The organism is Actinophytocola sp. (genome assembly GCF_035634895.1).
GTDB lineage: Bacteria > Actinomycetota > Actinomycetes > Mycobacteriales > Pseudonocardiaceae > Actinophytocola.
In genome coordinates this window covers 70,062-90,273 of the sequence record NZ_DASQCC010000226.1, presented here as the reverse complement: position 1 = coordinate 90,273, position 20,212 = coordinate 70,062, and the positions used below count along the sequence as shown (strand labels likewise).

The 20,212-nt window shown below is 70.5% G+C and carries 22 protein-coding genes; 18 read left to right on the top strand and 4 right to left on the bottom strand.

The window, feature by feature from the left end; translation table 11 throughout:
• Window positions 1-377: hypothetical protein (locus tag VET29_RS35375; RefSeq protein ID WP_324929024.1), on the top strand; the 377-nt coding region annotated here is incomplete at its 5' end.
• Between the two features lie 572 nt (window positions 378-949).
• Window positions 950-1,330: a hypothetical protein gene (locus VET29_RS35370; RefSeq protein WP_324929022.1), complete on the top strand. Its 381-nt coding sequence runs from the start codon at window positions 950-952 to the stop codon at window positions 1,328-1,330.
• A gap of 76 nt (window positions 1,331-1,406) precedes the next feature.
• Here the strand turns inward: VET29_RS35370 and VET29_RS35365 are convergent, their stop codons facing one another.
• Complete coding sequence (locus VET29_RS35365; RefSeq protein WP_324929020.1) at window positions 1,407-2,840, bottom strand: endo-1,4-beta-xylanase; 1,434 nt, start codon at window positions 2,838-2,840, stop codon at window positions 1,407-1,409.
• A gap of 1,129 nt (window positions 2,841-3,969) precedes the next feature.
• Between VET29_RS35365 and VET29_RS35360 the strand changes: the two genes are divergently transcribed.
• The gene (locus tag VET29_RS35360; RefSeq protein WP_324929018.1) at window positions 3,970-4,302 is read left to right on the top strand and encodes a MerR family transcriptional regulator; all 333 of its coding nucleotides are present in this window, start codon (window positions 3,970-3,972) and stop codon (window positions 4,300-4,302) included.
• 286 nt (window positions 4,303-4,588) lie between these two features.
• Window positions 4,589-4,990 (top strand): peptidoglycan-binding domain-containing protein, encoded by a 402-nt coding sequence (locus tag VET29_RS35355; RefSeq protein WP_324929016.1) that lies wholly within the window; start codon window positions 4,589-4,591, stop codon window positions 4,988-4,990.
• Here the strand turns inward: VET29_RS35355 and VET29_RS35350 are convergent.
• Window positions 4,978-7,572, bottom strand: a complete 2,595-nt coding sequence (locus VET29_RS35350; protein WP_324929014.1) for a tetratricopeptide repeat protein — start codon at window positions 7,570-7,572, stop codon at window positions 4,978-4,980. The two genes, VET29_RS35355 and VET29_RS35350, sit on opposite strands and share 13 nt — an antisense overlap.
• 199 nt (window positions 7,573-7,771) lie before the next feature.
• On the opposite strand from VET29_RS35350, the gene VET29_RS35345 reads away from it, so the two are divergent.
• The 6 genes from VET29_RS35345 (at window position 7,772) to VET29_RS35320 (ending at window position 11,026) form a co-directional block, all read left to right on the top strand.
• Window positions 7,772-8,053: a hypothetical protein gene (locus VET29_RS35345; RefSeq protein ID WP_324929012.1), complete on the top strand. Its 282-nt coding sequence runs from the start codon at window positions 7,772-7,774 to the stop codon at window positions 8,051-8,053.
• 56 nt (window positions 8,054-8,109) lie between these two features.
• Window positions 8,110-8,346, top strand: a complete 237-nt coding sequence (locus tag VET29_RS35340) for an ATP-dependent Clp protease adaptor ClpS (RefSeq protein WP_324929010.1) — start codon at window positions 8,110-8,112, stop codon at window positions 8,344-8,346.
• Window positions 8,346-8,876, top strand: coding sequence for a DUF2017 family protein (locus VET29_RS35335; RefSeq protein WP_324929008.1), 531 nt, complete (start codon window positions 8,346-8,348; stop codon window positions 8,874-8,876). Before VET29_RS35340 ends, VET29_RS35335 begins: the two co-directional genes overlap by 1 nt.
• A gap of 71 nt (window positions 8,877-8,947) precedes the next feature.
• Window positions 8,948-9,394: a MarR family winged helix-turn-helix transcriptional regulator gene (locus VET29_RS35330; protein WP_324929006.1), complete on the top strand. Its 447-nt coding sequence runs from the start codon at window positions 8,948-8,950 to the stop codon at window positions 9,392-9,394.
• On the top strand, window positions 9,391-10,221 hold the full coding sequence (locus tag VET29_RS35325) for an ABC transporter ATP-binding protein (RefSeq protein ID WP_324929004.1): 831 nt from the start codon (window positions 9,391-9,393) through the stop codon (window positions 10,219-10,221). The genes VET29_RS35330 and VET29_RS35325 overlap by 4 nt, the downstream gene beginning before the upstream one ends.
• Entirely contained in the window at window positions 10,181-11,026 is an 846-nt protein-coding gene (locus tag VET29_RS35320) for an ABC transporter permease (protein WP_324929002.1), read from the top strand. The genes VET29_RS35325 and VET29_RS35320 overlap by 41 nt, the downstream gene beginning before the upstream one ends.
• 4 nt (window positions 11,027-11,030) lie before the next feature.
• On the opposite strand, the gene VET29_RS35315 is transcribed toward VET29_RS35320, so the two are convergent.
• Window positions 11,031-11,954, bottom strand: a complete 924-nt coding sequence (locus VET29_RS35315) for an SDR family NAD(P)-dependent oxidoreductase (protein ID WP_324929000.1) — start codon at window positions 11,952-11,954, stop codon at window positions 11,031-11,033.
• A gap of 59 nt (window positions 11,955-12,013) precedes the next feature.
• Between VET29_RS35315 and VET29_RS35310 the strand changes: the two genes are divergently transcribed.
• Both VET29_RS35310 and VET29_RS35305 read left to right on the top strand, forming a co-directional pair.
• Entirely contained in the window at window positions 12,014-12,598 is a 585-nt protein-coding gene (locus VET29_RS35310; protein WP_324928998.1) for a TetR/AcrR family transcriptional regulator, read from the top strand.
• Between the two features lie 56 nt (window positions 12,599-12,654).
• Window positions 12,655-13,440: an IclR family transcriptional regulator gene (locus VET29_RS35305; RefSeq protein ID WP_324928996.1), complete on the top strand. Its 786-nt coding sequence runs from the start codon at window positions 12,655-12,657 to the stop codon at window positions 13,438-13,440.
• Between the two features lie 122 nt (window positions 13,441-13,562).
• On the opposite strand, the gene VET29_RS35300 is transcribed toward VET29_RS35305, so the two are convergent.
• Window positions 13,563-14,942, bottom strand: a complete 1,380-nt coding sequence (locus tag VET29_RS35300) for an MFS transporter (protein ID WP_324928994.1) — start codon at window positions 14,940-14,942, stop codon at window positions 13,563-13,565.
• Between the two features lie 151 nt (window positions 14,943-15,093).
• Here VET29_RS35300 and VET29_RS35295 point away from each other — a divergent pair, with 151 nt between their 5' ends.
• From VET29_RS35295 to VET29_RS35270, 6 genes are read left to right on the top strand one after another with little or no spacing between them, the layout of a single operon-like run.
• A complete protein-coding gene (locus VET29_RS35295; RefSeq protein WP_324928992.1) occupies window positions 15,094-15,984 on the top strand; it encodes a DUF6282 family protein in 891 nt (296 codons plus the stop codon).
• A gap of 10 nt (window positions 15,985-15,994) precedes the next feature.
• A complete protein-coding gene (locus tag VET29_RS35290) occupies window positions 15,995-16,870 on the top strand; it encodes a hypothetical protein (protein ID WP_324928990.1) in 876 nt (291 codons plus the stop codon).
• Complete coding sequence (locus tag VET29_RS35285) at window positions 16,867-17,652, top strand: HpcH/HpaI aldolase family protein (RefSeq protein ID WP_324928988.1); 786 nt, start codon at window positions 16,867-16,869, stop codon at window positions 17,650-17,652. The genes VET29_RS35290 and VET29_RS35285 overlap by 4 nt, the downstream gene beginning before the upstream one ends.
• Window positions 17,649-18,521: an LLM class flavin-dependent oxidoreductase gene (locus VET29_RS35280; protein ID WP_324928986.1), complete on the top strand. Its 873-nt coding sequence runs from the start codon at window positions 17,649-17,651 to the stop codon at window positions 18,519-18,521. Before VET29_RS35285 ends, VET29_RS35280 begins: the two co-directional genes overlap by 4 nt.
• Window positions 18,521-19,441: a 3-keto-5-aminohexanoate cleavage protein gene (locus VET29_RS35275; RefSeq protein ID WP_324928984.1), complete on the top strand. Its 921-nt coding sequence runs from the start codon at window positions 18,521-18,523 to the stop codon at window positions 19,439-19,441. The genes VET29_RS35280 and VET29_RS35275 overlap by 1 nt, the downstream gene beginning before the upstream one ends.
• Window positions 19,441-20,187 carry an SDR family NAD(P)-dependent oxidoreductase gene (locus VET29_RS35270; protein WP_324928982.1) on the top strand — a complete coding sequence of 249 codons (747 nt, stop codon included), beginning with the start codon at window positions 19,441-19,443 and terminating at the stop codon, window positions 20,185-20,187. Before VET29_RS35275 ends, VET29_RS35270 begins: the two co-directional genes overlap by 1 nt.
• Window positions 20,188-20,212: the final 25 nt, after the last annotated feature.

Below are 20,212 nucleotides of genomic sequence, written 5' to 3'. Positions count from 1 at the left end.
AGTGCCTGGCCAAGGCCGAGGGCATGGCCCGCACCCGCGGCGACACGGGCTGCCACGCGCAGGCGGTGGAGCTGCGGGGCATCGCGGAGTCCGGCGAGGACCTGGACCGGGCGGTGTCGCTCTGGCAGGAGGCCAGCCAGCTGTTCGCGGCCATCGGTGAGGAGCAGGGGCAGGCCCGCTGCCTGCAGCACCTGGGCGCGGCGGCCGTGGTCGACCCGGCGGTGGCCGACCGGCTGGACAGCGCGGTGTCCCTGCTCGAGCGGTCGAAGAAGCTGCGCGCGGGCCAGCCCGACACCACCCTCGTGGACGAGTACCTGGACCTCGCGGAGAAGCCGCCGGACCACGAGCCGAACGGACCGGACGGCGAGGACGACTGACCCGGCCGGCCGTGGTCGACCGTGGTCGACACCGTGGTCGACACCGTGGTCGACACCGTGGTCGACCTCGGCGGAACGCCGGCCGCCGAGTCGTCCGCCGGGCGGTGTGCACGAAACCGCAACTCGGTATGTCTCAACGCGGGACTCGGTATGGTTGAACGCGGGACTCGCGCGTGCCCAGGTGGAGGCGTCCCTGGACCGCTTCCGGCAGGCGGGCGACCGCTGGGGGCAGGCCGCACTGGGCAAGGAGGAGTTCGCCGCGGCGTACGCGAAAGGCTGGGCACTGGACGGGAAGTCGGCCGCGACCGCGGCCGACCCGGCCTCGGGAATGTCCGGCGGGACATGGCCGGTCACCCGGCTTCGCCGCCGCCACCCGTCGGGCGGGAATGGCCCGGATTCCCGGAAGGTACACGCCTCGGCAGGCGAGGATATCCGAATATCCCTTTCGTGCCGGCTCGCGCGGGAATGGTCACGATCGGGTGATGACGAGAATCCCCCTAATGGGTAGTCGACCCGGAGCGACCAACCTGGAGAATGGTGGAAAACAAAGTTATGGGGGGAAAGGACACACCATGGCCAATCAGAGTGCGAACCATTTCACGCTGGCCGGCGGCGGGATCAAGGGCACCGTCGACACGACCAGCTTCACCGGCGGACCCGCCATCGACATCACGGTGGACGGGCAGCAGGTCACCGGTCCGAGCCTGGCGGACACGGAGAACGGCTTCGAGGTGACCGCGGTGGTCGAGCAGGCTCCGGACAGCCGCACCGTCCGCCTCGTCCTGCTGGTACCGCACGTCAACCTGGTGGACGGCAAACCCAAGCGGTTCACCGGGGTCGGCATTCTCGCCACCGCCCGCACCACCATCGGCGGCGAACCGTTGGTCGACGGTGTCGTGCACCGTTACGACGTGCGCTCGGTCAACGGCACGGCGGAGGTCGTCGACTCCTGACCCGGCGGTGTCACCGCGGACGACGCTTCGGGACGGAACCTGAGGCCAGGTCCCGTCCCGAAGGTGTGTGTGTCAGCTAACTCTGGCTCCACTGCTGGTTCGTGGCCGCGGTGCAGGCGTACAGCTGGATCTTGGTGCCGTTGGCGGTGCCGGCGCCGATGGCGTCGAGACACAGTCCGGACTGGACACCGGTGATCGTGCCGTTGGCGTTGACGTTCCACTGCTGGTTCGCGTCGCCGTCACAGTCCCAGATCACCACCGCGGTGCCGTTGGTCGTGCCCCGGCCGCTCGCGCCGAGACACTTGTTGCCGTACACCGTCAGCTGCTTGCCCGACGTGTAGAGCCACTGCTGGTTGCTGGCGCTGTGGCAGTCCCACAACTGCACCTGCGTGCCGTTGGTGGTGCTGGCATTGGGCACGTCCAGACACCTGTTCGCGCCGACCGCACGCAGTTGGCCACCGGTACCCGGGTCGCCGCCACCGGGGTCGCCACCGCCGGGGCTGCCGGCGTTGAGCGCGTTGAGCACCGACGTGTAGGCCGACTTCTTGTTGCCGCTGTTGTCGAACAGCAGCGGGTTCTGCCCGGTCCGCCACGAGTCGCTGTCCCGGATTCCCCACACGGTCATCCCGGTGCACCGCGACACGGCCATGCATGCCTGGGTGACGCTGCCGTACACGGCGGCCTGGTTCGAACCGGAGATGTCCAGCTCGGTGATCTGCACGTCGACGCCGAGGTTGGCGAAGCGCTGCAGGTTCGCCTGGTAGTCGCCCGGCGCCGAGTTCGTCAGGTGCGACTGGAAGCCGACGCAGTCGATCGGCACGCCGCGGTTCTTGAAGTCGGCGACCATGTTGTAGACGCCGGTGCTCTTCGCGTTGACGCCGTCGGTGTTGTAGTCGTTGTAGCAGAGCTTGGCGTTCGGGTCGGCCGCACGGGCGGTGCGGAACGCGACCTCGATCCAGTCGTTGCCGGTGCGCTGGAGGTTGGAGTCCCGCCGGCCGCCGCCGTTGCCGTCGGCGAACGCCTCGTTCACCACGTCCCACGCGTAGATCTGGCCCCGGAAGTGCGTCGCCACCTGAGTGATGTGGTTGGTCATCGCCGACCGCAGATCGCTGCCGGACAGGCCCTGCGCCCAACCGGGCTGCTGCGAGTGCCAAGCGAGGGTGTGCCCACGCACCGACGCCCCCTGGCTACGCGCCTGGCTCACGATCCGGTCCGCGTTGCCGTAGCTGAACGAGCCCCGGGACGGCTCGGTCGCGTCCCACTTCATCTCGTTCTCGGGCGTGATGCTGTTGAACTCCCGCCTCAGGATCGTGGAGTACGTGCTGTCACCGAGCTTGCCCGCCGCGACCGCCGCACCGAAGTAGCGGTTCGTCTGCGCCGCGGCGGCGCCCAGCGTCGAGGCCGCCGCGTGTGCCGTGCCGGCGAACACCGACACCAACCCCGCGGTCAGCAGCCCGACGGCGAGAAAGACCACCGCCGCTAACCGGATTCTCGGAAATGTCTGATCCATCGCGTATTCCCTCCGACGTCATTGTGCGCAGGGGTCAACTACGCGACGGCACACATCACGCAGTCACGCGTTCTCGAGCGTGCCGTCACGCACTTGCACCAAAGTGTGTGAGTCGAGCAACTTCTACCAATCGAACGTAGCCAGGGCAACAATGGAAAGTCAATACTCCGCGACGAGCGAATGTGAACGCTAACTTCGGCGTCGCCAAATCCATCGGGCATCGACGAGCGACTTGCCACAGACCCTACCTGCGCAAATGCCGCCCACTCCGGCAAGTTCCGCCCATCCGACACCTTCGGTGAGGCTCATCTTGTGAGCGCGACCAGAACCAGGTCACAATCGATGTCAGACCACTTCGGACGAGCGAAACTTTCGAATTAACACGGGTCAGCGGCGTCGATTTCGAAACTTTCACCACCGCACACCGGAATCCGAGCGGACGGAACCGCGACGCGGTAGGTCCTCGCGCTTACCCAACCGGTCAGCCCTTGGTCGCACCGAACACCGGAGGCGGGGACCATCGCGTGCCGCCAGCACTTCGGACGATCACCACACGTATGCGGGTTCATCACTCATCGTGACGATGCCTCTCGTCGTCACACCGGAGAAAATCTATGGTGACTGGGGTAGACATTCGTCGATGGTCGCGTGTAGTCTTCTCCTCGAACCGAGAGAGACAATGTCAAGCAGGCGCGGGAGATGACGTAACTACCCGCGAGGTGAGGCAAGGCGGTCGTGGATGGTGGGGCGGTTTCGAGCGACGCCCCGGCGACCGAGCAGGACCGAGACCAGGAGTTCAGGCAGTACCGGTCTCGATGCGTGGGTGGAGCTGGTGCGCCCATGAGGTTTGACGAAGGAGCTGTACCGAGAGAAGAAGACACCCGAGAGAGAAGGGAAGGGTCACATCATTTGATCGCCCGCCATGGCTGTCGTTCACCGGGCGGGTACCGCAGTCCCATCGGATTGGTAGGTGGTTCTCGGTTACGAACAAGCGATCCCCGCGATGGCTGCCTGTTGGGCGGCCGCGGGTACGGTAAACCGGCCTTACGGCCGGTGGACAATGATGAAACCCAAACCCCAGGGGCCTCGGCGCTGTGCGCGCCGAGGCCCCTCGTGATGTGGAGGTGCGATGATCCCTGACCCACGTGAGACGTCCGTGCCTGGCGCGGGCGACAAGTTCGACGACGAGCACTACCCCGCCTACACCATGGGCCGAGCCGCGGAGATGCTCGGCGCCACGCCGGGATTCCTGCGCAGCCTGGACGAGGCGAAACTCATCGAGCCGCAGCGCTCCGCGGGCGGACACCGCCGCTACTCCCGTTACCAGCTCCGGCTGGCCGCCCGGGTACGGGAGCTGGTCGACCAGGGCACCGCCCTGGATGCCGCCTGCCGCATCGTCACCCTCGAAGACCAGCTCAACGAGGCGCAACGGCTCAACGCCGAACTGCGCCGGCACGACTGACCGCCGCGCGGCCACCGGACCGCGCGGCACCATGCCGATCGACCGCACCGTCGACAGGTGCCGCGTCGAACCCGCCCGAACGCCGTAGCCGGCACCTCTCAGGTGCCGCCGCGGTCGTACACCGTGGCGGAGCAGGCACCGTCGCGACGGCCGCCGCATGATCCCCCGCGAAACGCGTGACGTGACCCGCGCGCGTTCGGATTCGGTCGGGAACGGCCCACACCGTGTCCGCTCGGCGCAACGTAGTGCGGGCAAGGTCCTGTCAGGCAACGAGAAGGGGGCGGACATGCAGTGGAGAAGGGTCGGACGGGGAGCGACCGTCGGGGTGATCGCCGCGGGAATGCTGGTGCTCTCGACAGCGGCCGCGTCGGCGGACATCAACCAGGGGGACCACGGAAAGCCCGTGTGGTGTGTCCAGCACGTCGTACACACCTACGCCGGGATCAGCATCGGTTCGAGCGGGGAGGACAGCGATTTCGGCCCCGCGACCAAACGCGCCGTGGTGACCTACCAGACCCAGATGGGCATCGACCACGACGGTCAGGTCGGCACGGTCACCGGCCACGTGATGTTCCAGGACGTCACCAACATTCACCGCGTCGCGAGTCAGACGGGCGACACGCAGCTCTTCCAGGACACCGGCGGCTGGCTGTCCGACTGCCCCCGGGCGTCGAGCTACTTCAGGTGATCGGGTGACCGGCTCTCCCCGCGGCCGCCGTCGACGGTCGTGAGGAGGGCGCCGAGCTCGTCGGCCTCCGGCATGCCGAGGTCGGTGTACAGGGTGAGGGCGTGCCGGTAGTGCTCGCGGGCCTGGGCGGCGTCGCCGAGGAGGTGGTGGGCGCGGCCGAGGCCGAACTGGGCACGGGCCTGCTGGTCACGGTCGCCGGTGTCGGTGGCGATGGTGTGGGCGGCGGTGTGGTGGGTGACGGCGTCGCCGGCGCGGCCGTCGGCGCGGGCGGCGTCGCCGAGGTCGTTGAGCACCCAGCACTCACCGACCCGTCCGCCCACGTCGCGGAAGATGGCCAGAGCCTGCTGGTGGTACTCGGTGGCCAGGGCGCGTTGACCGGCCCTGGCATGGAGGGCGCCGAGTACCTCCAGCGTCCAGGCCTCGCCGTCGCGGTGGCCGAGCTCCCGGCACAGCGCCAGGGCCTGCTGGAGGTGGTCGGCGGCGGAGTCGATGCGCCCCAACCGCACCTCGGCCTCGCCGAGGGTGTTCAGCGCGCTCGCCTCACCGGTCCGGTCACCCGCCCGCTGGAACAGTGCCAGCGCCTGCTGCTCGAGATCGGCCGCCGGCTGGAAGCGGCCCAACAGCACCTCGACGTTGCCTCGGTTGTACAGCGCGCGGGCCTGGCCGGCCAGGTCGCCGGTCTGCCGGTGCAGGGCCTGGGCCTGCTGGTAGCGGTCGATCGCGAGCTCGTACCTGCTGAGCCGCTGCTCGACCCTGCCGAGGTTGTTGAGCACGCGGGCCTGACCGCCGTGGTCGCCGGTCCGCCGGAACAGGGTCAGGGCCAGCTCCAGGTGGTGCGCGGTCGCCGTGTAGTTGCCCATCTGCATGTGCGCCGCGCCGAGGCCGAGCGACGCGTGGGCCTGTCCGGTGGGGTCGCCGGCCTGCTCGGCGGCCCGGTGTGCGTGGCCGTGGATGGCCAGTGCGTCGGCGAAGTGTCCGCCGTCGAGATAGCGGAACAGGACGGTGGACAGCCTGATGGTGTGGGCGGACCAGCCATGGGCGGCGGTGTGCACGGCCGCCGCCACGAGGTTGGCGCGTTCGGTGTCCAGCCAGGTGCGGGCGACGTCGGCTTCCGTGAGGGCCGGAGTCGGCGTGACGACCGGGGGAACCCGCGGCCGCAGGTGCACTTCGGCGGGGTGCAGCGCGTCCATCGCGGCGGCGGCGGTGGCGAGGTAGTAGTCGAACAGCCGGGTGAGGGCGGTCCGGCGCTCGGCTGGTGGGGCCTCGTCGTCGGCCCGGTTGGTGGCGTAGGCGCGGACGAGGTCGTGGAAGGTGTACCGGCCGGGGGTGGGCTGCTGGAGCAGGTGGTCGGCACAGAGGTGGCGCAGGTGCGTGCCGGTGGCGAGCAGGTCGGTGCCGGCGAGGGCGGCGGCGGCATGGAGGTCGACTTCCTGGCCGGGGTGCAGGGCCAGCAGGCGCAGCAGCCGTCGCCGGTCGGCGGACAGGTGCTGGTAGGACAGGTCCAGGGCCAGCTCGACGCCGGAGTCCAGGCGCCGGGTGCGGTGGCGTTCGTCGAGCCGGTCGGCGTGGTCGGTCAGTGTCCAGCCGGGGGTGGCGCGGATGTGGCCGGCGATCAGTTCGAGCGCCAGCGGCAGGTGGCCGCAGCGGGCCGCGATGCGGGTGTGGGCGGTGGGGTCGGCGCCGACGGGAATGTCGGGCATGGCCTGGCCGAGGAAGCGCCGGGCCTCCTCGGCGCTGAACACGTCCACCGCGAGGCGGGTCGTGGCGGCCAGGCCGGTGAGGCTGCGGCGGCTGGTGATCAGGGTGAGGCAGCCCGGGCTGTCGGGCAGCAGCGGGCGGACCTGGTCCTCGGTGGCGGCGTTGTCCAGCACCACCAGCGTGGTCGTGCCGGCGACGCGGTCGCGATAGGAGCTGGTGCGGGCGGGGAGGTCGTGCGGGATCTGGTGACCGGGAACCCCGAGCAGGCGCAGGAAGCCGTCCAGGACGGCGGCCGGATCGGCCGGCGGCTGGGCGGGGTCGGGGTGGAACCCGCGCAGGTTGACGAAAAGCACGTGGTCGAAAGGAAGCTCTCTGGTGAGCAGGTGCCCGGCGTGGATGGCGAGCTGGGTCTTGCCGACTCCGGCCATGCCCTCGATCGCGGAGATCACCACCGCGCCGCCATGACGCCTGCCGGTACCGAGGAACTGGCGGAGCTGGTCCAGCTCGTCGGCCCGCCCGGTGAACCGGGCCAGGTCCCGCGGCAGGCTGTGCTGCACCCGAACCTGTGCCGCGGCCCGGGTTTCCCCGCCGACGACCCGCAGTGCCTGCCGCCACTGCGACACATACCCCACCTCGGGGTGCAACGCGTGCACCACCGCGAGAACCAGGTCGGTGTTCAGCCGTCGCCGGCCCGTGCGGAAGCAGTCCACGACCGTCGTCTTGCGTGCCAGCTCCGCGGCCGGCCGCCCGGCCGCCGCCCACTCCGCGTTGACCCTGTCCTTGATCGACGCGTACGACGGGTCGCCGGCCCAGACCTTCAACAGCCGCAACCGGTGGACGAGGTCGTCCAGGGTGCCGGCCTGTCCGGGATCCGGTGGCTCCACGAAGGTCCCCTCGGTTTTTTCGCCGCCCTTCGGAATGCGCTCATTGTGGCATGGGCCCGACGGACGCGGCCGGTCCCATGACACCGGCGCGCGTTGGTCGGTACCCGCGGTCGGCCACCTGGTGGTGTCGTCGCCGGGCGGCGAGCACGAGACTGGCACCGGGTTCTCCCAGGCTCGGCTCGCCAGAGGAGGCACGAGCATGCCAACAGCCGTCGAGTACGCGCTGGTGTTGAGCTGGCACACCCAGAACGGCTGCGGCAGCGGTCCGCCCGCGGCGAACGTCCTGCACACCCAGAACGGCGTCGGCACCGGCCCGCCCGCGGCGAACGTGGCCACGGTGGCACAACCACCGGCGCCGCCACCCGGTGAGCCGCTCCTGATCAGCCCGCTCGCCGCACTCCTTGTGGTCGCGACGTTCCTGGCCGCGATCAGACGCCGGACACAGCGGTCGACACCCGTCCAACTTGCCGAAGGGCCCTGATCGCGAGATCCCGGCCGCGCGACTCCCCGGCCGACACCGACGGCATACTGTGCCCGGTGAACACGACGTGGCGCGTGGTGATCCTCGACGATCACGTGAACTCGTACGCTGTCGTGGTGTACCTGCTGCAGACGCTGTGTGGCATGACGCTGGAGCACGCCGTGCGGTTCGCGAACGACGTGCATCACCGCGGTTCGGCCGACGTGGCGGTGTTTCCGGCGCAGGAGGAGGCCGAGCGGCTGGTCGTCGCGTTCCAGCGGCGGGGTCTGCACGCGACGGCTCGGCGGGGTTGATGGACGAGCGGTTCGGGGTGACCGAGGACTACTTCGACGCGGTGCTCGTGGCGGACGGCATCGCGGTGCGGATGTCGGACAACGTGGCGCTCATCCTCACCCAGCTGGCCGGGCGGCTGGTTCGCTTCCTGGAGACGGGTGAGGTGGAGTGGCAGGGTCGCCGGGCGACGGCGCCGGACAAGATGCTGCGCAGGCTCTTCCCGGACGCCTACCGCAACAGCGCGGCGGCACGGGCGTTCCGGGACCGGCATGCGGCCGTGCTGACGGACAGCAACGCGCCCCGGCTCGTCCATGCCCGGTGCGGCGGCGGCACCGAGCACGTGATCGCGCACGCGGAGGTGGACGACTGGCTGGTCACGCTCGGCCTGGCCCGGTTCCTGACCACGGCACGCGACGCACGCACCGTCGACATGACCGACATCTGGATCAACCACATGCAGGAGTGCCTCGTCACCGCCGTCGACCCGCGGCTCGCGAGCCTGCCGATGGAGTGGGCGCCCCAGCCACGCACCATCCGCCGCGACGGCTGACGTCACCGCACGCATCGCTGTGCCGGACGTCACCGCGCAGTTAGCTCTGATGCAGAGCTAATCTGGGAGGCATGCACGACCTACCCGACGACTTCGCCGAGCTCCTCGCCGGAGTTCACCGCCTGATGCGGCGACGGCTGCGGGCCGGCGTCACCGGGCCGCCGATCCGCGGTGCACAGGTCGAGCTGCTTCGCCTCGTCGACAAGCACCCGGGGGCCCGCGTCTCCCAGGCCGCCGAGCGGATGGGACTGGCCGGCAACACGGTGTCGACGCTCGTCAACCAGCTCGTCGACGCCGGCCTGCTGCGGCGCGAGACCGCGGCGGACGACCGGCGGGCAGCGGTGCTGCACCTGACCCCGGCCGCCGAGCGGCGGCTGCGGGACTGGCAGGAGCGGCGCGCGGCCCTCATGCGCGAGCAGGTGGGCCGACTGTCCGAAGTGGACCGTGCGGCGCTCGCCGCGGCGGTGCCCGCCCTGCGCGGGCTCGCGCGGGGCCTGCGGGAGGAGCTGGACGCATGACGACCGACGAGGCCGTCCGCTGTGCCGGACTGGTCTACGCGTTCGGCGCGCACCGGGCGGTCGACGGCGTCGACCTGTCCGTGGCGGCCGGCGAGGTCTTCGGGTTGCTGGGCCCCAACGGCGCCGGCAAGACGACGACCATCCGCGCGATCACCACGCTGCTGCCCGTGGCGTCGGGCATGGTGCGGGTGTTCGGGCACGACGCGGCGAAGGAGAAGATGGCGGTCCGGCGGCTGCTCGGCTATGTGCCGCAAGCGCTTTCCGCCGACGCCGGGCTCACCGGGCGCGAGAACGTGGGGCTGTTCGCCCGGGTCTTCGACGTGCCTCGCCGGGAACGCGGCCCGCGCGTGGCGGCGGCGCTGGCGGCCGTCGGCCTGACCGAGGCCGCCGACCGGCTCGCCAGGACCTACTCCGGCGGCATGGTCCGGCGACTGGAGCTGGCGCAGGCGCTGGTCAACGCGCCGCGGCTGCTGGTGCTCGACGAGCCGACCATCGGGCTGGACCCCATCGCCCGCACGGAGGTGTGGGAGCACATCGGCGCGGTACGGGCCGCCACCGGCATGACCGTCCTGGTCACGACCCACCACCTGGACGAGGCCGACCAGTACTGCGACCGCGTCGCGCTCATGCACCGCGGCCGCCTTCGCGGCATGGGCACGCCCCGCCGGCTCAAGGACGACCTGGCGGCCGTCCAGGGCGGCAGTCCCGGCCTCGAGGACGTCTTCCGCCACTTCGCGGGCCGCGATCTCGACGACGCGCACGAGGACCGGAAGGAGAGGTTCAGCGATGTCCGCCGCACCCGCCGCACCGCTTCCCGGCTCGGCTGAGACCTCGCGCCTGCTGCTCACGCCGCCCCGCGCCCGCGCCGGCTGGCGGGTGGTCGCGGCGCGGGTCGGCGCGATGTGCGTGGTGGAGCTGCAGAAGCTGCGGCACGACCGCACCGAGCTGTACACGCGGGCGATCCAGCCGGCCCTGTGGCTGCTGATCTTCGGCGAGACCTTCACCAGGATCCGGGTGATCCCGACCGGCGGGATCCCGTACCTCGACTACCTGGCACCGGGGATCATCGCCCAGTCCGCGATGTTCATCGCGATCTTCTACGGCATCCACATCATCTGGGAACGCGACGCGGGCGTGCTCACCAAGCTGCTCGTCACGCCGACGCCGCGGGCGGCACTGATCACCGGCAAGGCGTTCGCGGCCGGTGTCAAGGCGGTCGTCCAGGCCGTGGTCGTCGTCGTGCTCGCGGCGCTGCTCGGTGTCGGCATGACGTGGAGCCCGTTGCGGCTGCTGGGAGTCCTGGTCGCCGTCGTCCTCGGCTCGGCGTTCTTCGCGTGCCTGTCGATGACGATCGCGGGGATCGTGCTCACCCGGGACCGGCTGATGGGCATCGGGCAGGCCGTCACCATGCCGTTGTTCTTCGCGTCCAACGCGCTGTACCCGGTCGACGTGATGCCGGTGTGGGTTCGTGCCATCAGCACGGTGAACCCGCTGACCTACCAGGTGAACGCGCTGCGTGGGCTGCTGCTCGGCACGCCGGCGAACCTCGTCGTGGACTTCGCCGTCCTCGTCGTGGCGGCCGCGGCCGGGGTGGTCGCCGCGTCGTCCCTGCTGGGCCGCCTGGCCCGCTGACCCGTCACCGCCGCCGCGCCGTGAACCGCGGCTCCACGCCGGTGAGCTCGGCGGTGGCGGTCCACAGGCCGGCGGCGAGCCCGGTGTCGGCGAGTTGGCCGCGCACGGGTTCGACCCTGGGGGCGCCGCGCATGCCGAACACGCGGGGACCGCACAGCTCGCCGCCACGCAGCGACGGGTCGAGGACCGCCCGGACGGCGGGCCACGCGCCGGCCTGCTTGCCTTGTAGGACAAGGCCCGCGGGCAGGCCGCGCAGCCGCTGGCCGGTGGTCCGGACGTGGACCGGCGGGCGCGACGGGGTGAGCGAGTCGAGCGCGCCGCCGGGATGGTTGACCACGCTCACCACCGTGCCGCCTGCCGCGCGCAGGCGACGGTCGAGCTCGACGGCGAACAGCATCTGCGCCAGCTTGGACCGGGCATAGGCGCGGTCGGGTTCGTAGTCCGCGGTGCTCTGGAGATCTTCCAGGTCCAGCCGCGCGGACCTGGCGACGAAGCTGCCCGTCGTGACCACCCGGCCCCCGTCCTCGAGCAGGGGCGCCAGCCACCGGACCAGCACGAAGTGGCCGAGATGGTTGGTGGCGAACATCAGCTCGTTGCCGTCCGCCGTCTCGCGGCGCGCCGGCTCGTCGAGGTAGACGCCGGCGTTGCACACGACCGCGTCGAGGCGGTCCAGCTCGTCCACAGTGGACTCGAGGGACGCGAGGTCGGCGAGGTCCATGCGCAGGTGGCGCACCCGCGCGCCGGGGACCCTCGCGCGCACGGCGGCCATCGCGGCGGCGGCCCTGGTGGCGTCGCGGCTGGCGAGGACGACGGTCGCCCCGGTGCTGGCCAGCTGCTCGACGACGAAGTAGCCGATTCCCGTGTTGCCGCCGGTGACCAGGAAGGTCCTGCCGTCGGCACGCGGCAGCCGCCGCACGTTCCAGGTCATCGCCACAGAATAATCGGAGTCGTTCCGATTTCGCAATGACTTCGAGTATGGTGCCCGGCATGACACCCACCGGCCGGCGCGAGCGCAAGAAGGCCGCCACCCGGCAGGCGCTGGCGGACGCGGCGCGGCGGTTGTTCCTGGCGCGCGGGTTCGACCGGGTGACCGTCGCGGAGATCGCCGAGGCCGCGGACACGGCGGTGTCGACGCTGTTCGCGCACTTTCCCGGCGGGAAGGAGGCCCTGGTCCTCGGTGACAGCCAGGAGCGCGAGCAGGCACTGGTCGCGGCGGTCCGGCAACGCGCGGACGGGGTGTCGATTCTCCAGTCGCTGCACGACTTCCTGGCGACGCGCGGTCCGTTCAACCCCGCGCCGGAGCCGCGGTACCGGCGCCTGACCGAGCTCGTGGTCGCCACCCCGGCCCTGCGCGCCTACGCCAGAACACTGTGGACCAACTGCGAAACCACCCTCACCGCGGCCATCGCGGCGGAGACCGGCCAGGCGGCTGACGAGCTGTCCCTGCGGCTGCTTGCCCGCTACGTCCTGGAAATCCCCGACCTGGCCGGCACCGAACCCGACCCGCCCGCCGCACTGGCCACCGCCTTCACCCACCTGGCTCGCGGCTGGCCCGATCTCTGGTTCGGGTAGCCTGACATGCGTGTTCACGAAGTGAACAGCGTGCAACCCGTCGGCGGAGGGCTCTCGTGACCAAATCGACCCGCTCGCCGGACGCGGAGCGTGGCGATCAGGCCGACATCCAGGCCGTGAGCAGGGTCAGCCAGATTCTGTCGCTGTTCGACCCGTCGACCCCGCTGGTGACGGCGAACATGGTCGCCGAGCGGCTCGACCTCAACCGCACCACCGCGTACCGGTACTGCACGTCGCTCGTCGCGGCCGGGCTGCTGGAGCGCAACGCCGAGGGCGGTTACGTGCCGGGCGGCCTGCTGCTCCAGCTCGGCGCGTTCGCCATCGGGCACCGGCGGGTCGTCAACCTCGCGCCGCGGCACATGCGGGCGCTCTCACGTGCCACGCAGACCAGCGTGGTGCTCAGCCTGTGGGGCCTCACCGGTCCGGTGGTCTCCCGGGTCGAGGAGGACACGTCCACCATCGTGCTCGTGTCCGTGCGGGTCGGCAGCCACCTGCCGATGGACACGGCGCAGAGCAAGATCTTCCTCGCCTACCACGCCGACCAGCTGGCCGTGGAGCGGCTGATGGCGAACCTGCCCGCCCAGACCCGCCACGAGCTGCGCACCGAGGTCGACCACGTCCGCGCGGTCGGCCACTGCTCGGCGATGAGCACCCCCGGCGTCGTCGCGGTCGCCGCCCCCGTCTTCGACGAGTACGGCATCTGCGCCACCCTCGCCATCGTCGGCCCGGACAACACCCTCTCGATGTCCGACGACGCACCCGAGCTACGCGTCGTCGTCGACACCGCCCGCGCGCTCACCAACGAGCTGGGCGGCCACTACGGCCCCGACGACACCGACTAGCGCTGCTCTGTGGAGCTTTGACGGGAAGTCCGCGCCCGACCAACGGATACCTCAGGGGAACGTGACGGCACCCGGCCACGATCCACGTCCACACCGCACCTGCGCCGGAACGCGACCAACACTCAAGAAATCCGGAGAGGCGGGATCGTGCTCTCGTCGGACATGTCGATGTCCTTCGTCTCCGGGCCCAGGAAGCCGCCCAGGCTGATCAGCGCGCCCGCCAGCACCAGCAGCACGCCCGGCGCGAGGTGCGCCGGCATGACGTTGTCCAGCCGCTGCAGGTAGAACTGGTAGAACGCCGGTGCGATCAGCGCCAGGCTGTACCCGACGCCGTACCCCGTCGACCGGATGCTCGCCGGGAACCGCTCGGTCAGGTACGCCGCGATCGGACCGAACGTGCCCACCGTGAACACCCCGATCAGCACGGCCCAGCCCAGCACGGCGCCCATGCCGCCGTCGGACGACATCAACAGCGAGTACGACCCGGCGCCGATCACCAGGACACACAGTCCGTACCCGATGTAGAACCGCCGCCGTCCTATTCGCTGGGACAGCAGTCCGAACAGCGGGTACGACAGCGCCGCCGCGCCGTTGATCACCAGCATGGTCAGCGTGACCTGCTTGCTCGACAGCTCCAGATGCGCCTTCAGCTGGGCCGGCGTCACCGCCGCCTCCATGTTGGTGGCGAGCCACGTGCCGGTCATCAGCACGAACACCTGCCCCAGCGCCCTCGGGTACTTCGCCACCAGCCGCACGAACGGCACCTTGTGCCGCTCCCCGGTCACGGCGGCCGGCGGCTCGTGCACCTGCTTCTGGTAGTACCGGAACAGCACGGCCGCCAGCAGCGCGCCGATCACGAAGGGGATCCGCCAGCCCCACTGCACGTACGCGCTGTGCACGTCCGCCGCCGGCAGCACCTCGAGCAGCACCAGCGTGATCGCGGCGATCATCACGTAGGCCAACGGCGACGTCGACGTGATCAGGGAGGCGTAGAGGCCGCGCTTGTGTTTCGGGCTCCACTCCATCGCCAGCGGCACGGCGGTCGTGTACTCGCCGCCCAGGAAGATCCCGTCGATGAACCGCAGTGCGATCAGCAGGCCGACCGACCACAACCCGATCGTCTCGTGGCCGGGCATGCACGCGATCGCCAGCGTGACGACGCCGAAGCCGCTGACGGCCACCAGCGTGGTGCGCTTGCGCCCGACGGTGTCGGCGAAGTGGCCGAAGATGATCGCGCCGAGCGGGCGGCCGACGAGCGTCGAGGCGAACACCAGCGAGGCCAGCAGGGCCGTCGTGCTCGCGCTCAGGTTCGCCGCCTGGAAGTAGGACATCGCCGGGGCCAGCACGACGATCGGCAGGTAGATGTCGAACTGGTCGACGAAGTAGGCGAGGGCCCCGCCGCGCACCGCGGCGCGCACCTTGACGAGGTCCGGATCGTGCGGGGTGGCCGGAGGAGCGGGGGCGTCCGACTGTGGTTCCGCGACGGGGGGCGGTGTGGACATCGTCGTCCTCCCGGGTTGTTTCGAACAGCGTGTTCACGAAGTGAACGACATGAACCGTAATCTTGGCAACTGGAGAGCACAAGAGCCTGGAAAGGGTTGACTCATGCTCTTATAGTGAACTTAGGCTTCACATCGTGAACGAGGTGGTTTTGTGAGTCAGCGTCCTGCCATAACCTCCGTACTGGACGGCCTGGTCGACATGCACGTCCACTCCGGTCCCAGCCCGTTCCCCCGGCGCCTCGACCACGTCGAGGCCGCCCAGGACGGCGCCCGGATCGGCATGCGGGCCATGGTCGCGAAGTCCCATCACCACAACACCCAGATGGACATCCTGGCGATGAAGGGACGCCTGGCCGACGTCGCCGCCACGGCCTACGGCGGCATCGCGCTGAACAGCACGGTCGGCGGGCTCAACGTGCACGCCGTGCGCATGTGCCTGCGGATGGGCGGCAAGGTCGTGTGGTTCCCGACGATCTCCTCCGGCCGGCACCTCGAGTGCCACCCCGAGGACGGGGCGTTCCCCACCACCACCGTGCCACTGACCCTGGAGCGCATCGACATCGTCGACGAGGCCGGGCAGCTCAAACCGGCGGCGGCCGAGATCCTCGACGAGATCAAGGAACAGGAGGCCGTGGTCAACGGCGGCCACATGTACCCCCACTACATCCGCACGCTGTTCGAGGCCGCGAAGGAACGCGGGATCACGCGTATGGTCGTCAGCCACCCCGACTTCGTCATCGGCGCCGAGCCGGAGCTGTGCCGCGAGCTGATCGACCTCGGCGCGTACGTCGAGCACGAGATCGGCATGTACGACCCGGAGGGAACGCAGGCATGGGACCCCCGCCAGCTGATGGGCTGGATCGAGCGCCTCGGTCCTGAGCACATCGTGCTGGCGTCCGACTTCGGCCAGGCCGCCAACCCGAAACCCGTCGACGCCTGGCTGCGGGTCGGGGAGATCCTGCTCGACCTCGGCCTGGCGGAGAAGGACCTGCGGCGCATGGTCCGTGACAACCCGACCTATCTACTCAACCTCGACTCCTGAGGAGAAGACCATGGCTTACGGAAAGGACGACCCGCGCTCGTCGCTCGCGACGGCGACCGCGACCCGGCCGGACAGCGGCGACGCTATCGCGGCCGCACAGTACTTCGACCTGCGCGAGCACCCGGTCGTGCGTGCGCAGAACGTCATCCTCGTGCACACCGACGCGAAGGACGGGGACGACCTCGACAACGGGACCGTGGAGGGCGAGCTGGCCATCGTGGTCACCGGCGCCTCCCCCGCGTTCACGGTGCTCACCGAGGACGGCGCGACGAAGGTCGACGAACCGGGGCTCGTCGTCGTCCCACCCGGCGCGTCGCGGATCAGCGTGCACGGCGACGGCCCGCTGGTCCGGCTCATCGAGGCCACCGACCCGACCTGGCGCGACCGGCCGGCGAACGCCGCCGCCTACGCGGAGGACCACCCGCGCGTGGCGTTGCTCCGCAGGTGGCCGGAACCCGTCGGGGGCAAGGGGGTCCGGTTCTACCCGCTGTCCGCGGTGCCGGCCGAGCCGGGGCGGTTCGGGCGCATCTTCCGCACCCGCTCGTTCATGGTCAACTTCCTGCCCGAGCAGCGGGGCCCCCGCGACCTACGCAAGCTCTCGCCACACACCCACGACGACTTCGAGCAGCTTTCCCTCGCCGTGCAGGGAGAGTACGTGCACCACATCCGCACGCCGTGGCTGACCGACAGCACGCGGTGGCGCGAGGACGAGCACGTGCGGGTGGGCAGCCCGTCCGTCGCGATCATCCCGCCGCCCACCGTGCACACGTCCGCGGCGAGCGACCCGGAGATGAACCAGCTGATCGACATCTTCAGCCCGCCACGCGTGGACTTCTCGGAGAAACCCGGCTGGGTGCTCAACGCCGACGACTACCCGATGCCGTGAGCGAGCCGGTGTCCCGGGGCCGCACGGGAGCCGGGCTGTTCGCGCGGGAGACCACACCGGTGGGCACCTGGCTGAAGATCGCGTCCGGTGAGCCGGTCGAGATCATGGCATACGCCGGGTTCGACTTCGTGGTGATCGACCTGGAGCACGCGCCGCTCGACCTGCAGACCGCCTACCGGCTCATCAACTCGGCCGCCGCGTTGGGCATGACGCCGCTGGTGCGGGTGCCGGACAAGACGCCGTCGACGATCCAGAAGGTCCTCGACGCGGGTGCCATGGGCATCCTCGTGCCGCATGTCGACACGGTCGAGCAGGCCGACGCGGTCGGGCAGGCCTGCCGGTTCCCACCCGCCGGCGTCCGGGGTGCCGGCGGCACCAGCCGGGCCGGCGCGTGGGGGCTTCGCCCCAACGCCGAGTACCTGGCGACCGGCAACGACGACGTGCTGTGCATCCCGCAGCTGGAGAGCGTCGAGGCGATCAAGGCCGCGCCGGAGATGCTCGCGCTCCCGTCGGTCGACGCGGTGTTCGTCGGCGCGGCGGACCTGTCGATGTCCATGGGCTCGACGCCGGCCTCGCCCGAGGTGACGGAGTTGGTCGCCTCGGCGGTCGAGGCCGCGCACGCCGCCGGGAAGCGCTGCGGGCTCGCGTTCGGGGGCGTGCCTGCGCGGGCCGCGCGGGCCGTTCAAGACGGGTGCGACTTCGTGCTGCTGAGCAACGACACGTCGATGCTGGCCGACGCCGCGCGTGGGCTGGTCACGGCGTTCCGGGAAGCAACCGGATGACGCTGTCGCTGCCTCGCACCGCACTGTCGATCGGTGAGCTGGACAGACTCGACCACGACGGGGTGGTGCGCTTCGTGCGGGTGCTCGAGGAGGCAGGGCACCGCATGGTCTGGATCCCGGAGGTCGCCGGCCGCGAGGCGTTCACGACCGCCGCCCTCGTCCTCGCCTCGACCGAGCGGATGATCGTCGGCAACGGCGTCGCCCGCGCGCTCGAACGCGTGCCGAAGTCGGCGGGGTCCGCGGCGTTCGACCTCGCCGCCGGCTACCCGGGGCGCTACGTGCTGGGCCTCGGGGTGAGCGGCGCGGTCCGCGAGCGCGGCGTCGGCCCGCTGCCGTTCATGCGCGACTACCTCGACGGGGTCGACGAGACCGTCGAGCGCCGTGGCGACCTGCGGGTGCCGCGGGTGCTCGGCGCGTACTCGGCCGGGATCACCCGGCTGGCCGCCGAGCGTGCCGACGGGCTGATCACGTTCCTCGTCACGGCGGAGCACACCCGCTGGGCCCGCTCGCTGGTCGGGCCGGACCTGTTCCTGTCCGTCGTCCAGTGGGCGGTGGTGAGCCACGACCGGGCCAGTGCCCGCGAGGTCGCGCGAGAGCGGCTCGCCTACTACCTGACGCTGCCGCACCAGATCGCGAAGCTGTCGCGGCTCGGGTTCACCGAGGACGACCTGGCGCCGCCCGGGTCCGACCGGCTGATCGACTCGCTCGTCGCCGTCGGCACGCCGGACCAGGTGGTCGAGGCGCTGCGGGCACAGTACGACGCCGGTGCCACCCAGGTGGCCGTCAGCCTGGTCGGCCCGCTCGACGACGCGAAGCTCGACGTCTATCGGGCACTAGGAGTCCATCGGGCACCAGGAAAGGAGAGCTGATGCGAGCAGCCGAAAGAGTCATCATCACGACGGCGGTCACGGGCTCGGTCAACATCCCGTCACAGAGCCCGTACCTGCCGCTGTCCGCCGACGAGGTGGCCGACGCCGCACTCGAGGCGATCGAGGCGGGCTCGGCGATCGTCCACCTGCACGCCCGGGAGCCAGACGGCCGGCCGACGCCCGACCCGGACGTCTTCGAGAAGATCGTCGGGCGCATCACCGCGGAGACCGACGCCGTCATCAACATCACGACCGGCGGCGCGTCGTCGATGACCATGGACGAGCGGCTCGCGGCGGCCGTCCGGCTGCGGCCCGAGCTCGCGTCGCTGAACATGGGCTCCATGAACTTCGTCTACTCGGGAATCGCCGAGAAGGTGACCGAGTGGAAGCACGAATGGGAGAAGCCGTACGTGCTCAACACGTACTCGCACCCGTTCGTCAACACGTTCGACGCCATCGAGAACACGCTGCGGACGCTGGGCGCGTCCGGCACCCGGTTCGAGTACGAGTGCTACGACATCGGGCACCTGTACTCGCTGGCGTACTTCGTCGAGAAGGGTCTGGCGAAGCCGCCGCTGTTGATCCAGGGCGTGTTCGGCGTGCTCGGTGGCATCGGCGCCGACCACGCGAACCTGGAGCACATGGTTCGGATCGCGGACAAGCTGTTCGGCGACGACTACCAGTTCTCCGCGTTCGCCGCCGGCCGTGACCAGCTGCGGTTCGGGACGCACAGCGCGTGGCTCGGCGGTCACGTGCGAGTGGGTCTGGAGGACAGCCTGTGGATCGGCAAGGGCCGGCTGGCGGAGAGCAACGCCCAGCAGGTCAGGAAGATCCGGGCCATGGTCGAGGACCTCGGCAAACCGGTAGCAACCCCAGCCGAGGCCCGCGAGATGCTGGCACTCCGCGGAAAGAAGGCCTGATGCTCACCGGAAAGACCATCCTCGTCGTCGGCGCCAGCTCGGGCATCGGCGCCGACGCCGCACGCGTCTTCGCCGCGGCGGGCGCCTCGCTGATGCTCGTCGCACGAACCGAGGAAACCCTTGCCGCACTGACGAAGGACCTGACCTCCGCCGGACACGACGTGGCGTACACGACGGGCGACGTCACCGACGGGTCGAGCGTCGCCGCGTTCGTCGACGCCACCGTCGAACGTTTTGGTCGGCTCGACGGCGCGTTCAACTGCGCCGCGATGGGCGGGGCGGGACGCCTGGACCAGGTGTCGGAGGCGGACTTCGACCGGATCATGGCGGTGAACGTGAAGGGCACGTGGCTGTGCGTGCGCGAGGAGGTGCGGGTGATGGAGCCGCTGGGCGCCGGGTCGATCGTGAACGTGAGCAGCATCGGCGGCCTGCGCGGCAGCTCCGGCATGGGTGCCTACCAGGCCACGAAGCACGCGGTGATCGGCCTGACCCGCACCGCGGCGCACGACTTCGGGCCACTGGGCATCCGCGTCAACGTCCTGGCCCCCGGCCCGACCGAGTCCCCCATGCTCGACGAGCTACGGCGAACCATCCCCGGCGGCGTGGAGGCCCGGATCAACGCCACCCCGCTGCGCAAGGCGGGCACGGGCACCGAGGTCGGCGCCACGGCGGCCTTCCTGCTGAGCGACGGCGCAAGCCACCTGAGCGGCGTGATCCTCCCGGTGGACGGCGGTTTCACCGCCTGAGCTGGGCTATGCTCCCCTGCGCGGT